The sequence below is a fragment of the Pseudomonas sp. 39004 genome (assembly GCF_028682155.1).
In the GTDB taxonomy this organism is placed as follows: domain Bacteria; phylum Pseudomonadota; class Gammaproteobacteria; order Pseudomonadales; family Pseudomonadaceae; genus Aquipseudomonas; species Aquipseudomonas capeferrum.
Genome location: NZ_JANIAG010000128.1, coordinates 1 through 16,588 on the forward strand (window position 1 = coordinate 1; position 16,588 = coordinate 16,588).

Annotated in this window: 4 protein-coding genes; 3 read left to right on the forward strand and 1 reads right to left on the reverse strand. The window is 64.0% G+C overall.

All coding sequences use genetic code 11. The features are described 5' to 3' along the window. Positions 1-115 precede the first annotated feature (115 nt). Positions 116-11,644, reverse strand: a complete 11,529-nt coding sequence (locus NP534_RS19675; protein WP_274099797.1) for a peroxidase family protein — start codon at positions 11,642-11,644, stop codon at positions 116-118. Positions 11,645-12,121: 477 nt separating this feature from the next. On the opposite strand from NP534_RS19675, the gene NP534_RS19680 reads away from it, so the two are divergent. From NP534_RS19680 to NP534_RS19690, 3 genes are read left to right on the forward strand one after another with little or no spacing between them, the layout of a single operon-like run. Next, positions 12,122-13,858 (forward strand): type I secretion system permease/ATPase, encoded by a 1,737-nt coding sequence (locus tag NP534_RS19680; RefSeq protein ID WP_033697131.1) that lies wholly within the window; start codon positions 12,122-12,124, stop codon positions 13,856-13,858. A gap of 6 nt (positions 13,859-13,864) precedes the next feature. Next, on the forward strand, positions 13,865-15,205 hold the full coding sequence (locus NP534_RS19685) for an HlyD family type I secretion periplasmic adaptor subunit (protein ID WP_274099798.1): 1,341 nt from the start codon (positions 13,865-13,867) through the stop codon (positions 15,203-15,205). Position 15,206: 1 nt separating this feature from the next. Next, complete coding sequence (locus tag NP534_RS19690) at positions 15,207-16,535, forward strand: TolC family outer membrane protein (protein ID WP_274099799.1); 1,329 nt, start codon at positions 15,207-15,209, stop codon at positions 16,533-16,535. Positions 16,536-16,588: the final 53 nt, after the last annotated feature.

Below are 16,588 nucleotides of genomic sequence, written 5' to 3' on the forward strand. Positions count from 1 at the left end.
GGCCGCTCCTACAGGAATATGCGATCTCATGTAGGAGCGGCCTTGCGTCGCGATGGGCTGCGAAGCAACCCCAATGTCAAGCCTGGAGGGCTTCCCTTGCCCTCACCTTTGCGACTCACCCCGCCAGCACGAAGTCCGCTGCCGTCACAGTCGTGGCATCGGCAACCCCTACCAGGCGGATCGAGTCGGTAGCGCCGATGCTGACCAGCGTATCGGCACCGACATCGGCGATGGTGACGTTGGTCGCGAAGGTCGCCGCAGTGATGTTGAACGCGGAGATATCCAGCAAGTCCTGCCCGCCCACCAGGTTGGCATCGAAGTTGATGATCAGGTCGGCGCCAGACCCCGCACCGAACTGGAAGGTATCGTTGCCATCGCTGGCGATCATCGTGTCATCACCCGCGCCGCCGTTGACCCTGTCATCGCCAATCGCGCCGTTGAGGAAGTCGCTGCCGCTACCACCTGACAAGATGTCGTTGCCATCATCACCGAACAGCGTGTCGTTGCCCGCCCCACCGCTCAGGATGTCATTGCCCAGGCCACCATCGAGGCTGTCGTTGCCAGTGCCCCCGTTGATGGTGTTGGCCAGCGTGTTACCGCTACCGACGAAGTTGCCCACTCCGATATAGGTCAGGTTTTCGACGTTGGCACCCAGGGTGTAACTGTCTAGCGTGGTACGCACGCTATCGGTACCGGCCCCTGCGGCCTCGATCACCAGATCCCCGGTGTTATCCACCACGTAGGTATCGTTGCCGAGGCCACCCACCAGGCGGTCAGCACCTGCACCGCCATTGAGCAAGTCGTTGCCAGCGCCTGCGCTGATGATGTTGTCGAGCGCGTTACCGCCAGCAGTGAAGTTGCCCACCCCGGTATAGATCAGGTTCTCGACATTACTGCTCATGCTGTAGCTGGCTAGCGTGGTACGCACGGTATCCGTACCGGCCCCCGTGGCTTCGATCACCACATCCCCGGCGTTATCCACCACGTAGTTATCGTTGCCGAGACCACCCACCAGGCGGTCGGCACCCGCACCGCCATTGAGCAGGTCGTTGCCAGCACCGCCGACCATGACGTTGTCCAGCGTGTTACCGGCACCGACGAAATTGCCCACGCCGGTATAGGTCAGGTTCTCAAGATTGTCGATCATGCCGTAGCTGGCTAGCGTGGTACGTATCGTATCCGTACCCGACCCTGTGGCTTCGATCACCACATCTGCAGCGTTATCTACCAGGTAGATGTCGTTGCCGAGACCACCCACCAGGCGGTCGGCACCCTCACCGCCATTGAGCAGGTCGTTGCCAACACCGCCGACCATGATGTTGTCCAGCGCGTTACCGCTACCGATGAAGTTGCCTATGCCGGTATAGGTCAGGTTCTCGAGGTTTGCACCCAGGCTGTAGCTGGCTAGCGTGGTACGCACGGTATCCGTACCAGCCCCTGTGGCTTCGATCACCACATCCCCGGCGTTATCCACCACGTAGGTGTCGTTGCCGAGGCCACCCACCAGACGGTCGGCACCGGCACCGCCATTGAGCAGGTCGTTGCCGACACCACCGACCATGATGTTGTCCAGCGCGTTACCGCTACCGACGAAGTTGCCCACCCCGGTATAGGTCAGGATCTCGAGGTTGGCACCCAGGCTGTAGCTGGCTAGCGTGGTACGCACGGTATCCGTACCGGCCCCCGCGACCTCGATCACCACATCTGCGGCGTTATCCACCACGTAGGTGTCGTTGCCGAGACCACCCACCAGGCGGTCGGCACCGGTACCGCCATTGAGCAGGTCGTTGCCGACACCGCCGACCATGATGTTGTCCAGCGCGTTACCGCTACCGACGAAGTTGCCCACCCCGGTATAGGTCAGGTTCTCGACGTTGGCACCCAGGCTGTAGCTGGCTAACGTGGTACGCACGGTATCCGTACCGCCCGCCGCCGCCTCGATCACCACATCCCCAGCGTTATCCACCACATAGGTATCGTTGCCATCACCGCCGGTCATGGTATCCGCGCCAAGCCCGCCGTCGAGGCTGTCGTTGCCAAGCCCACCGTTGAGGATGTCGTTGCCAAGCCCGCCAAACAGCAGGTCGGCACCGTCCAGGCCGGAGATCACGTCATCGCCCGTGCTGCCGATCAGGATGTCGTTACCGTTGGTGCCGACCAGCGTCAACCCTGGCACTGCATCAGTCGCCGCCGAGGTGAGTGTCTCCAGGGCGCCGAAGCCGTCGGTGTAGCGCACGATCACCCGCAGTTGCTGGTTCCCATGGTTGAGGCCCGGGGTAAAGGTGGCCGCAGTGGCGCCGATGATGTCGCTGAAGACGCCGCCAGTGCCTTGCTGCCACTGGAAGCTGAACGCCCCCAGCCCGTCAAGGTCGGCAATACTGCCGGTAAGTGCCGTCAGCGTCTGCCCCTGGACGGGCGTAGTGTCACTGATCAGTACCGCACCGGTCGGTGCATCGTTGGCGTTGGCAACCGGGTCGAGGATGTCGGAGGCAATGCTTTCTTGCACGCCGAAGTCATCCACGTAGCTGACCACCACCCGCATGTTCTGCCCCACCTGCGCCTGGGTCAGGACGAAGGTGCTGCCGATGGCGCCTGCGATGTTGACCCAACCGACACCGCGGTTCGCCTGCCACTGGAAGCTGAACTGCGGATTGCTCAGGCCGTCGGCGTCGACGATGGTCGCCGGGTTGGCCGTCAGCGTCTGGTTCTGCACCAGCAGCCCGGTCACCGCCGGCCCGGCGCTCGGCGCGCTGTTTGGCGCGGAGTCGACGATCTCCAGGGTGCCCTTGGCATCCTGATACACCGCCCGCACCCGAATGCTCAGCCCCGCCACGTCGTCGGTCACCCGATAGGTGCTGCCGATCGCCCGCGATGCTTCGCCTGCGGCGACGAAGGTGATGTCCTCATAGACACCCGAGCCCGGCAGCTGCTCGACCTGCCAGTAGTAGGCCACAGGCCCGTTGACCGCACCCGTCAGGTTGGCCGCACTGACGTTGTCGGCATCGTGCACCGCCAAGTCAGAGACACGCAGCAACTGGCCGGCAACCGGTGTGTCCTCACGCCCGCCCGTGGCATCGTCAAGGATCGCCAGGTGGCCCGATGGGTCGGCGTTGACGGCCGTGCCGACGCCAGAGGCAATGGCGCGGTCAGAGAACTGCAGCCGCTCGATGCCGGTCAGCCGATCGACACCATCACGCCCCGCCACCAGGTCGGTGACGATGACCGCATTGCCATCGACCACGACGCTGTAGTCGGTCGCAACCCCCGAGAACAAGGCGGTGTCATAGTTGTCGGTACCGCTGACAATCTCCCGGGTGATCACCAGCTGGCCCGGGTTGTAAGTACCGTTGAGCATCAGCGGTACCATCGGCTCCATGCTGTCGAACGTGGCGATTTCCGGGCCGGTGCCATCGCTGTTGGCGCGCACGCTGATGCGCACGTTGAGCCACTTGTCACCGTCGAGGATGTCATCGCCGCCGCGGCCTTCAAGCAGGTCGCTGCCGCTGCCGCCAAGGATGATGTTGCCGCCGTCGTAGAAGGTCGCACCGGCAGCCAGCAGGTCGGCCAGGCCGTTGATCAGGTTGATGTTGGTCAGCACGCTGCCGGTGGCACCGGCGGTGGGCAGCGAGGCGGCATCTTCATTGTCGCCACGCAGGAAGTCACCGTGCGCCGAACCCGACAGGCCTTCCATGATGTCGAAGCGTACCAGTGCCGAAGCACCCGAGCCCGGCACCGGCGGCACATCGAAGAAGCGGTCGGTGTAGTCGATGGTCACGCCTTGGGCGAGGCCCTTGAAGGTCGCCCAGTCGTAGCCCGAGCCGCCGATATAGCGGTCACCGAAGCCGAGGCTGCCGACCATGATGTCGTCGCCCCCTTCGCCGTTGAACTTGTCGTTCTCGTTGCCGCCGATGAACACATCGTTGCCGATCACCGGGTCGTTGCCGAGCGGGTCGAAGTTGTCGCCAGGTGCACCGTCCGAGGTGCCCTTCTCGATCCAGTCGTCGCCTTCGTTGCCCATGTCCTGTTCGTTGGCCTTGCTGCCCAGGATGAAGTCGTTGCCCTGGCCGCCAATGGCTTCGGAGGCGTCTTCACCGGTGACGATGAAGTCGTTGCCAAAGCCACCGATGATCAGGTTGATGCCATTACCGCCGTGCAGCACGTCGTTGCCGTCGCCGCCCTGGATATTGTCGTCGCCGCCCACGTCGCTGATGATGTCGTCGCCGGCACCGCCGCGCAGCTGGTCGTTGCCGTTGCCGCCTTCGATGCGGTCATTGCCGGCATCGCCCCAGACCGTGTCGTCGCCACCGCCAGAGACGAGGATGTCGTTACCGTTGCTGCCGCCCAGCACGATATGCTCTTCACCGGCGTAGCGAATGTAGTTGGTGTCGGGCCCGGCCGTCAGCGGGTTGTCGCGGAACACCACCTGCTGGCCGTTATCGCCCAGCGGGTCGGCATTGCCCAGGCCATCGTTGAACTGCTTGCTGCGGTCCACTTCGAGATAGAACGCCGGGTCCGAGAACACCAGGCCTGGCAAGTGGGTGGCCGACGTGTTGGCCATGATCAGCTTGGCGAACGAGTTGCTTTCCAGCTCGGCATTCATCGACAGGCCAGAGGTGCGCTCCAGGTAGTAGAAGCGGTCGCCGTCCTGGAGTTTTTCCATCTGGTTCTCGAACACGAAGTTGAAGGTCGAGCCGAGCATGCCACCGAAGGGTGCTTTCGCTTCGGCCAGGCCACCGATCCACAGGTCGATGGCATCGACCCCGGTCACTGTCACTGCCCTCAGGTCATCGGCGGTGCCCAGCACACCATCCTTGCCGGGCCGTGTCACGTTGGCCCAGGCTCCGGTGCCATTGAGGAAGTCCAGGCGGTCCGCCGGCGAACCGTCGCCACCGAACACCAGCGCCATGGCCGCCGCGCGCTTGTCCACCAGGGTGGTAGCACCGGTGATGGTGCTGTGCGTGCCGTAGGCGGCAATGAAGTTGATCAACGACTCCGCATGCTTGAGGTGTTGCACCAAATCGACCCAACTGGTGTACGGCTTGAGTTGGGTATCGCCGGTTTGCTCGTAGATATCGCGGCGCACGGCGTTGAGCGAAGGAATACCCACATCGCGGCCACGGGCGATGTTGATCGCCGGCAGGTCGAGCGGCAGGCCCAGCAGGTTGTTGCGCAGCGCCTCGGTGACGAACTCGTCGATTTCGTTACCGGCCTGGCGCGTCACCCCGCGCACGATGGCACTGGTCGCGTCCTCTGGTGTGACCCCACTGGCGGCGTACGCCAACGGATTGAGGAACGCGGCGATCAGGCCGAGTTGCTGCTCGGGGTTGGCGCTGGCCGGGTCCTTGACCACGTTGAAGTCGATGTCGAAGCGGTCGACGGTCTCGGTCAGCATCGAGTGGCCAAAGCGGTACACGGTGTGCGCGAACTCGGCGACGATCGAGGCATCGAGGTCGACGTCATACACCTGGGTCGGGGCGAAGAACAGGTCGACGCGCGGTTGGATGGTGCGCGCGAATTCCTCGAACACCAGGTGCTGATACTGCATCTCGGTGCCAAACTTGGCCGCCTGGAACAACCGCTCGCCATTCCACACCAGCGCATCGATCTCGGCCTGGCTGGCAGGCAGTGCGGTCACCGGGTTGAGCAGCCACTCGTTGAGGAAGGCCACGTCGCCCGCATCGAGCACGGTGTCCTTGGTTTGCGCCACCAGCCGGTTGTGCTCGGCGTGGAAAATCGCGTGCACGGCGGTCAGGCCGATGTTTTCGTTGACCCGGCCATCGCCCGCGATGTAATGCGCATCCAGCAGCTCGTTGTCGTAGGCCAGGTTGGCGCCTGTCTGCGGGTTGACCGGCACGGCGTTGCCCACCAGGGCATCGCCATCGGGCGCCAGCACGCCAGCGTTGAACACCGGTACGGCATTGTGGGCGATGTCAGCGAGGAACTCGTGGCCCGTGCGCACGGCATTGGTCAGGTCGATCGGCGCCAGCGGGTTGCCTTCGACCAGCACGTCATCCGCCGTGCCGCCCAGCCCATCGGCGCCCTTCATCACCACCATCGGGTAGCCATTGGGCCCTTTGACGAAGTTGCCATAGGCATCGGTCGCCAGCAGCGGCACGTTGTTGACGTCGGCATCGGTGAGGTGGATGCCGAGCAGGTCGTTGGCCTGCGCCTTGACCACCTTCCAGGTCGCCATGCCGCCGATTTCGCTGTCGTCCGCACTGCCGAACTTGCCATCGGCGCCAAGGTCGCGGTTGGTGATCAAGCGGCCGGTGGCGACGGGGCCCTGGTCGGTCATCTGGTAGCCGCGCAGGAACACCTGGTGCGAAGGGTGCGAGCTGTAGGTCTGGTTCTGGTCCACGAACGGCGTGGTGGTGTTGCTGTGCTCATGGATGTCGTCGGCATTGCCGAGAATGCCATCCGGCCCTGGCTGGTTGGTGGCGCGGGTCAGCACCATGAAGTTGGCGTTGCCACCGGGCACGTACAGCGGGTCGTCCGGTTGCAGCGGAATGAACACGGTACCCGAACCGCCTTTGGTGACCAGATCCAGGCCATGGTCGAAGAACTGCCCGAAGAAAGTCATCCAGGCGTTGAACGGCGCAGACAGCCCGGCATCCGCCGTGGTGTTTTCGAACAGGTAGACATCGTGGTCGTCAGTGGTACCGAACTGGCCATCCAGGCCAGGGCTGGCGACCACCCGTACGCCATCCTTGAGCACGTCGTCGTTGCCCGGCGTGCCGAAGTTGAGCACACCGTCCGCGCCCGGGTCATAGGCCGTGGCATAGGCGGCCGGGTTGTTGGAGGTCTGGTCGACGATCAGGTTGCTGATGGTACGCGGCTGCGAGTCGAACACCGCACCGCTGGTCTGCTGATAGGAGGACCCCGGAATAGCCGGCGAGCCGGGGCCGAAGAAGCCGGCCGGCGCACCTTCGGCCGGGTTGAACACCGGGTCGGTCAGGCGTGGGAAGACGTTGTCGGCAGCACCGAACTGGGTGTTGTTGATGCCATTGAGGTTCATCAGGTTGTTGTTTGAACCGTCAACTGCCCGCAGCCCCATGGCCGAACGGATGTTCGGGATCAGCGAGAGGATGTCCTGCCCGGCAGCATCGGCCTCGGCGATCTTGATCTGGGCCAGGATGAAGTTCAGGTCGGAGCGGACCATGTGCAGGCCCTCTCCCCCTTCGCTGGCATCGACCACCGGCGTTGGCGCCGTTGGTACCACGGGCGCGCCCGCTTCGACTACGGCAGTGGGCTGCGAGAACAGCACTTCGGTGGTGCCGTGGGCATCCTGGTAGATCGCCTTGACCCGCAGCGACAACCCGGCCAGGTCCGGCGAGACCTTGAACGCGGTGCCATCGGCGCTCTGGAACGCCAAGTCGCCGGCCGGCAACAGGATGATGTCTTCGAACACACCGCTGCCCGGGTCGGCCTCGAACTGCCAGTAGTAGGACACCGACGTGTTGTTGAGCAGCCCTTGTGGGTTGGTCGGCGAAATGTTGTCGCCATCCAGTACCCCGGCCATGCTCACGGTCAGCATGTCGCCGACGGTGATCGCGCCAGCGTTGCTGTCAGTGATGGTCGGGCTGCCGGTAGGCTGGGCGTTCACGCCCGCCACCAGCACGCGCTGGCCGTCGGAGAATTGCAGGCGCTCGATATGCAGCAGAGTGTCGGTGCCGTCATTGCCGACGGTATCGGTTACCGTCCACACATCGTCCGCCACATCGGCCGTGCCGCGGGTGTTCTGGGTGACCACGTAGTCGGCCTGAAGCCCGGAAAACACCGCGGTATCGAAGGCTGCACCACCGGTCGAGCTGCCCGGCAGAATTTCCCGCACGGCCTTGAGCTGGCCGGGGTTGTAGGTACGGTCGAGCATGAACGGGATCATGTCGACCATGCTGTCGAAGCTGGCGATTTCCGGCCCGGTGTGGTTGACGTCGTCGGCGGCGTACACCGCGATCCGCACGTTGATCCACTTGTCACCGTCGATCAGGTCATCGCCCCCACGGCCCTCGATCAGGTCGCTGCCGTTGCCGCCCAGGATGATGTTGCCGGTGGCAAAGCCGGTGGTCGGTAAACCTGCATCGGCGAGGAATTGCTCCAGCCCGCGAATCAATGCCACGTTGGTCAGCGCACTGCCCGTGGCTCCGCCGTGGTTGAGGATGGTGACTGCATCGACGTCGTCACCTTTGAGCACGTCGCCGAACCTGGAACCGGACAACCCTTCGACTTCGGCAAAGCGGTCGAGGATCGAGGCCGGCGAGGCGCCGACCGGGTTGAACACCCCGGCGTTCTGGTTCGGCGCGTTGCCATGCGGCTGCGCCAGTGCGGCCAGGCTCAGGTCGACGGTCACGCCGACCTGGTCATTCTTGTAGGTGACCCAGTCGAAGCCGGACATGCCGTCCATCTTGTCCTGGGCATCGCTGCCGACAAAGATGTCATCACCGCCTTCGCCGATCATCTCGTCGAAGCCACCGCCGCCGACGAAGATGTCGTTGCCGATCACTTCATCACCCAGCAGTGGCGCGAAGTTGTCGCCGGGCGCACCGTCCTGGGTGCCCTTCTCGATCCAGTCATCGCCCTCGTTGCCGGTGGGTGGCAGGTTGGTCTTGGCGCCTAGGATGAAGTCGTCGCCCTGGCCGCCGAAGGTGGTGCTGATGTCTTCGGTGGTGATGATGAAGTCCTGGCCGTCGCCGCCCAGGATCAGGTTGCCGGCAACGCCCATGCTGCCGGCGACGATCACGTCGTTGCCGGCGTTGCCTTCCAGGCGGTTGTCGCCAAACGAATCGGTGATGATGTCATCGCCCGCGCCGCCCAGCACCGCATCGTTGCCTGCGCCGCCTTCGAGGCGGTCATTGCCGCCGTCGCCGTAGACGGTGTCGTCACCTTCGCCAGAGATGATGATGTCGTTGCCCGCAGTGCCACCGAGCACCACATGGTCTTCACCGGTGTAGTGCAGGTAGTTGCTGTCGGCGCCCACGGTATCCGGGTTGTCGCGGATCACCAGGGGCACGATTTCCTGGCCGTAGATCATGATGCCGCCAGTCGGGTCGGCCTTGCCGTCGGCACCCAGCCCGGTGAACTGGTTGGCCTGGTTCACTTCGAGGGTGAAGGTGGGCGTCAGGAACACGGTGTTGGACAGGTGGGTGACATCGGAGTTGAGCATGATCAGCTTGGCGAAAGAGTTGTTTTCAAGCTCGGTGCCGAAGTTGGTGCCCGCCATGCGCGACAGGTAGTAGAACCGGTCGCCGTTCTGCAGCGCCTCCATCTGGGTTTCGAAGATGAAGTTGAAGCTCGACCCGAGCATGCCGCCGAACGGCATCTTCTGCTCGGCCAGGCCACCGACCCAGAAGTCGATGGTGTCAACGCCGGTGATGGTCACCCCGGTCACGTCGTCTGCAGTGCCCAGTACCCCGTCCTTGCCGGCCAGGGTCACGTTGGCCCAGGCACCAGTGCCGTTGAGGAAGTCGAGGCGGTCGGCCGGCGCACCCTCGCCCCCGAACACCAGGGCCATGGCGGCGGCGCGTTTGTCTTCCATGGTGGTCGCCCCGGTGATCGAGGCATGGGTACCGTAGGCGGCTATGAAGTTGACCAGCGATGCGGGGTGCTTGAGGTGATCGGCAAAGTCGACCCAGCTGATGTAGGCCTTGAGCTGGCTGTCGCCAGTCGCGGCCCAGAACTCACGGCGGGCCTCGTTCAGGGTGGGGATGCCGGTATCGCGCCCGCGTGCCAGGTTCAGTGCCGGCAGGTCGAGCGGCAGGCCCAGCAGGTTGTTGCGCAGCGCTTCGGTGACGAACTCGTCGATCTCGTTGCCGACCTGGCGCGTCACGCCACGAATGATCGCCCCTGCCGCTTCATCCGCAGTCGCCCCGCTGCCGGCGAACGCCAATGGGTTGAGGAAGGCGGCGATCAGGCCAAGCTGCTGGTCGGGGTTGTTGGGGTCGGTGAGGATCGGGTTGAACTCAGGGTCCAGGCGGTCGACGGTTTCGGTCAGCATCGAGTGGCCGAAGCGGTACACCACGTGGGCGAACTCGGCGAGGATGGCCGGGTTGATCGAGGTGTCATAGCCATTGGGCGCCAGAAATTCGTCGATCTGCGGTTGAATGGTGCGAGCGAACTCCTCGAACACCAGGTGCTGGTACTGCATCTCGGTGCCGACCTTGGCGGCCTGGAACAGGCGTTCGCCATCCCACACCAAGGCCGCGATAGCGCCGGGTGTGGTCGGTATCGCGGCAACGTCATCCACCAGCCACTCGTTGAGGAAGGCCAGGTCGCCTGCGGCAAGGATGGTGTCCTTGGACTGCTGGACCAGGCGGTTGTGCTCGGAGTGGAACACGTGGTGCACGGCGGTCAGGCCGATGTTCTCGTTCACCCGGCCGTCGCCAGCGATGTAGTGGGCGTCGAGCAGTTCGTTGTCATAGGTCAGGTTGTTGCCACCTGCGCCCACCGGCTGCGCATTGCCCACGTCGCTGTCGGCGTCGGCCCGCAGCACGCCGCCGACCACCACCGGCGCGGCGTTGTGGGCGATGTCGTCGAGGAAGGCATGCCCGGTGCTCACGGCGTTGGCCAGGCTGATGGGCGCGGCGCGATTGCCTTCGACCAACTGGGTCACGTCATCGGCAGTCCCGGCAATACCGTCGGCGCCGTTGCTGATGCGCATCACCACCTGCGGCATGCCGTTGGGCCCCCGCAGGAAGTTGCCATAGGCATCGGTCGCCAGCAGCGGCACGTTATGCACGTCGGCATCGGTCAGGTTGATACCGAGCACGTCGCGGGCCTGGGCCTTGACCACGGCCCAGGTAGCCATGCCGCCACTCTCGCCATCGCCATCGTCGGCCGTGCCGAATGTGCCGTCGGCGCCCAGGTCACGGTTGGTGATCAGGCGCCCGGTGGCAATCGGGTCGCCGGCGGCGTTGAGCATGTACTCGCGCAGGAACACCTGGTGCGAGGGGTGCGAGCTGTAGGTCTGGCTCTGGTCGACGAAGGGCGAGGTGGTATTGGGCTGGCTGTCGTCGGCCGTGCCGACCACGCCATCGGCGCCGGCCGTGCGCACGGCACGTGACAGCACCATGAAGTTGGTCGGGCTGTTGGGCACGAACAACGGGTCATCGGGCTGCAGCGGGATGAACACGATGTCGGTGGCGCTTTTGGTCACCAGGTCCAGGCCATGATCGAAGAACTGGCCAAAGAAGGTCATCCAGGCGTTGAAGCCCGCGGTCAGGCCCGCGTCTGCCGACTGGTTGGGAATGAAGAACACAGGCTTGTCGTCGGCGGTGCCGAACACGCCATCCAGGCCGGGGCTGATCACCGGCGCGGCGCCACCGTTGGCCTCGACCGCTGCGGGATTGTTCGCGGTCTGGTCGACGATCAGGTTGCTGATGGTGCGGGGCTGGCTGTCGACCACCGTGCCGGTGCCGGCGTAGGCCGCACGGTAGGCGGGGTCGAGCAGGCGCAGGAAGGCGTTGTCGGCAGCGCCGAACTCGCTTTGCCCGGTCACCAGGTTGTTGAAGCTGCCGTCCACGGTGCGCAAGCCGAACGGCACCTGGCTATTGGGCAGCAGATCGATGAGGTTGGCGCCCTTGGCGTGGGCTTCGGCGATAAAGATTTGCTTGAGGATGAACTCCAGGTCCGACTTGCTGAAATTGGCCATTTCAATTGCCCTCGATGTATCGAAGAAACAAGCGGGGCAACAGGGTCCTTCCCGCGCCCAGTCAGTTGACGTGCGCAGTTCGTGGTTCGGTTTTCCGGGGATGTACAGGCGATGACTTCTGGTCAAACGCGATCCCTGTAGGTACGGCCTTGCCGGCAACCATTCAGGGCCCGAATAACCAAGACTAAAGTCGTAGAGTCAAACCTTGTCAATAAGCCGCCGTAAAAATGACTCTCGATGATAATGCGTTGCAACTCGCTGTTTTTACGTGACTTATGAGAAGTTCAATGCATTTATAGAGCAAAATGATATTACAAGACATTTCTCTGCAACCTACGCTGCTGCTTGTGGGAGCAACGCAGCGTTTTCGGACAACCCGCCTATAGAGCGACCCGCCTGCGAGCCGATCAGAAGCCACAGCTAGAGCTGTCCGGGACGCCGCAACGGCCTCCGGTTTTGTGAAGAGGGAGGCCCCAGATGCACAAGCAGCCGCGCACCCGTTCCGAGTTGGCCGAGGCGCTTTTTCGCCTGCGCCGCAGCTTCTACGCCCTGGCAGGCTTCAGCGGCGTGATAAACGTCATGATGTTGACGCCAGCCGTGTACATGCTCCAGGTCTATGACCGCGCCCTGGTCAGCCGCAATATCACCACGTTAACAATGCTGACCCTGCTGGTGGTGGGGCTGTTCCTGCTGATGTCCGCCCTGGAAATGATCCGCACCCGGGTGTTGATCCGGGTTGGCAATTGCCTGGACATGGACCTCAACCAACGCATCTTCAGCGCCGCCTTCGAGCGCAACCTGAACCGCGCCGGGGGCAACCCGGCCCAGGCCCTGCAAGACCTCGCGCAGGTCCGCCAGTTTCTGACCGGCAATGGCCTGTTCGCCTTCTTCGATGCGCCGTGGACGCCGATCTACCTGCTGGTCTGCTACCTGATCCACCCGCTGCTCGGGCTGGTCACGATGATCGGTTCGATGATCCTCGCGGGCCTGGCGTACCTGACCGAGAAGGCCACGCACAAACCGCTGGCCGAGGCCAACCACGCGGCGCTGTCCTCCGCCAACTATGCCAACAACAACCTGCGCAACGCCGAAGTCATCGAGGCCATGGGCATGCTGCCGTCGATCAGCAAGCGCTGGTATCAGAGCCACCTGCGCATCCTGCAGATGCAGACCCTGGCCTCCGACCGTGCAGCCCTGATCAGCAGTACCGGGCGCTTTGTGCGCATTACCCTGCAATCGCTGATTCTCGGCACCGGCGCGCTGCTGGCAATCGAAGGCAAGATCACCCCGGGCATGATGATCGCCTGTTCGATCCTCACCGGCCGCGCGCTGGGGCCGGTTGAACAGGTGATCGCCTCCTGGAAGCAACTGCTCGGCTGCCGCACGGCCTGGGGCCGGCTCAACGAGTTGCTGCAGGACTACCCACGCCGGCCACCGAGCATGTCACTGCAACGCCCGGTGGGCATGCTCGCCGTAGAGAATGTGTTTGCCGGCGCCCCCGGCACCAACACCACCATTCTGCGTGGGGTCAGTTTCAGCCTGGCGCCGGGCGAAAGCCTGGGCGTTATCGGCCCCTCCGCCTCGGGCAAGTCCACCCTCGCCCGCCTGCTGGTTGGCGTCTGGCCGACCCAGGCCGGCAAGGTGCGCCTGGACGGCGCCGACATTTTCAACTGGAACAAAAGCGAACTCGGTCCCTGGCTCGGCTACCTGCCGCAGGACGTGGAACTGTTCGAAGGCACCATCGCCGACAACATCGCGCGGTTTGCCGAGGTGGACAGCGAGGCGGTCATCCGCGCCGCCAAGAGCACCGGTGTGCACGAAATGATCCTGCGTTTCCCGCAGGGTTACGACACCCGCCTGAGTACCGATGGCAGCCCACTGTCCGGTGGCCAGAAGCAGCGTATTGCCCTGGCCCGTGCGTTGTACGGCGAACCCAACCTGGTGGTGCTGGATGAACCCAACGCCAACCTCGACGACGTCGGTGAAAAGGCCCTGGTCGATGCCCTGGCTGAACTCAAGGCGCGTGGCGCCACGGTGATACTGGTTTCCCATCGGCCCAACGTGCTGTGTGCCGTCGACAAAGTGCTGATGCTGCGTGACGGCGGCGTGCAGATGCTGGGCACGCGTGACGAAGTCTTCGCAGCGCTGCGTAAAGCCAGCGTGATACCGGCGGGCACAGCGGCGCCGCTGGCGTCGGTAAAAGTACGGGAGTGACCGATCATGCACATGAGCCAACCTACCGAGTTGATCCCCGCCGAGGCGAAAAACCTGATCGACCTGGATGCCGGCAAACCGGCGCGCTGGGGCGTATGGCTGGTCGTTGCCGGCTTCGGCGGCTTCCTGCTGTGGTCGTGCCTGGCGCCGCTGGATGCCGGCGTGGTCGCCACCGGCACAGTCAAGATCACCAGCAACCGCAAGGCGGTGCAGCACTTGAGTGGCGGCACCGTGGAGGCGATCCTGGTGCGCGAAGGCGAAGTGGTGAAAAAGGGCCAGGAACTGGTGCGCCTCGATGCCCTGCGCGCCGTGGCCGAACAAGGCGCAGTCAGCGCCCAGTACATTGTCAGCAAGACCGTGGAAAACCGCCTGGAAGCCGAGCGCGACAGCCGCGACACGGTCAACTTCGACCCGGCCTTGCTCACGCGTTTCGGTACTGACCCGCGCCTGCTGGCCGCCATGGACTTGCAGCAACGCTTGCTCGATACCCGACGCGCCGGCCTGGCTGGCGAGATCAGCATCCTCGAAGAGAACCTGGCGGCATCGGCCGTGCAGCTCAAGGGCCTGCAGCAGGTGTATGGCGCCCGCGCCTCGCAGATCAACTTCCTTGGCCAGGAACTGCAAGGCACCCGCGTGCTGGCGGCCGAAGGGTATGTGCCACGCAACCGCCTGCTGGAACTTGAGCGCAGCAACGCCGACCTGTCCGCTGGCCAGGCCGAGAACCTCAACAATATCGCCCGGGTGCGCAGCCAGACCACCGAGATCAAGCTGCGCATTCTGCAGCGCCAGCACGACTACCTGAAAGAGGTCGAATCGCAACTGACCGACACCGCCAAGGAAAACACCACCCTGGCCGACCGCCTGCGGGCGCTGGACTACGAAGTGACCCACACGGTGATCCGCTCGCCCATCGACGGCATGGTCCAGGCGCTGGGCATCGCCACGGTCGGCGGGGTGATCCAGCCCGGCGCCAAGCTGATGGAAGTGGTCCCGCTCGACGAGCCGTTGCAGGTCGACGCGATGATCCCGGTACAGGCCATCGACAAGATGGTCCCAGGCCTTGCCGTGGACATCGCCTTCCCGGCCTTCAACCACGCCCAGACACCAAACATTCCTGGCCGGGTGAAGACCATCTCTGCCGACCGCCTGCTCGATGAAGAGAGCAAGCAACCGTTCTACCTGGCCCAGGTGGACGTCTCGCCCGCCGGCATGAGCCTGCTGGGCAGCAACCACATACGGCCCGGCATGCCCGCCACCGTCACCATCAAGACCGGTGAGCGCAACCTGCTCAGTTACCTGCTCAAGCCAATGCTCGAACGCGTGGACAGTGCTTTCAAGGAGCAATGAAATGAACCGACACTGCCTGTTGTTGTGCCTGTTGGGGTTGTCCTTGCCGGCCAGTGCCATGGACCTGAAACAAGCCTGGGACCTGTTGCAATACCAAGGCCCTGTCTACCGCGCCGCCGAGCATGAAAAACAAGCCGGCATGGAGAACCGCGCCATTGGCCAGGCCGGCCTGCTGCCGCAGATCAATGCCACGGCCTACTACAACAAGGTCAATGGCACCCAGCACCAGAACAGCCTCGAGAACGATCTGGACTACGACTCCAAGGGCGCCAGCGTGCGCCTGCGCCAGCCGCTGTTCAACAAGCAGAAAATGGCTGAATACCGCCAGGGCGAGCAGCGTGCCGACTACAGCGTCGCGGTGTTCGACGCCAAGAGCCAGGATGCTGCGGTGCGCCTGGCCGACAGCTACTTCGATGTACTCCTGGCCAGCGAAACCATCACCCTGGCCAAGGCCAAGCTGAACGCCTTCGAAGAGCAGCTTGCCTCGGCCAAGCGGCGGATGGAGCTGGGCGCCGGCACGGTGACCGACATCGACGAATCGGTCGCCCGTCGCGACCTGGCCGAGGCCGACCTGATCGAGGCGCAAGACAACCTGGTCAACGCCCGCCGCACGCTTGAGGAATACATCGGTGAAACCCCGGCATCGCTGACCACTCTGCAGCCGGGCTTCAGCACCCCGCCACTGCTGCCGGGCAACCTGCAGGACTGGCTGGTCAAGGCCCAGGCCGACAGCCCGCTGATTCATGCACGCCGGCACAGCTATGAGCTTGCCGAAGAAGAGGTCAACCGGGCCAGGGCCGGGCATTGGCCGACGCTGGACTTTGTGGCGGGCTACACCGCAGGCAGCAGCCAGTCGATTTCAGAGCTGAATCAGCGCAACCAGTACAACTCGATCGGGCTGGAACTGAACATCCCGCTGTACAGCGGCGGCAGCACCAGCGCGCTGACCCGCCAGGCCAGCGCCAACAGTTCGAAAGCGCTGGACGAACTCGACGCCACCCGCCAGGAAGTCATCTCTGGCACCACCCGTGAATACCGCGGCGTGCAGAGTGGGGCCATGCGTGTCCATGCGCTGGAAAAGGCCGTGGCGTCCAACGAACGCTCGCTAACCTCGACGCGCAAGGGCTTCAAGGAGGGTGGCACCAGCACCAATTCGGATGTGCTCAACGCCGAAGAGCTGCTGTTCGACGCACGCCATGACCTGTTCGAGGCCAAGCTGAACTACCTGATGTCGCGCCTGCGCCTGGCGTCATCGGTGGGCAGCCTGGGGGATGATGATATCGAGCTGGTCAACGACTACCTGGGGCCGGAGCTGATGGTCAGTAAGTGATGGCGGCTAGGTGCCTGTCTTGGGTTTGGAGGTGGGGCGCAGATCGAGCGCCG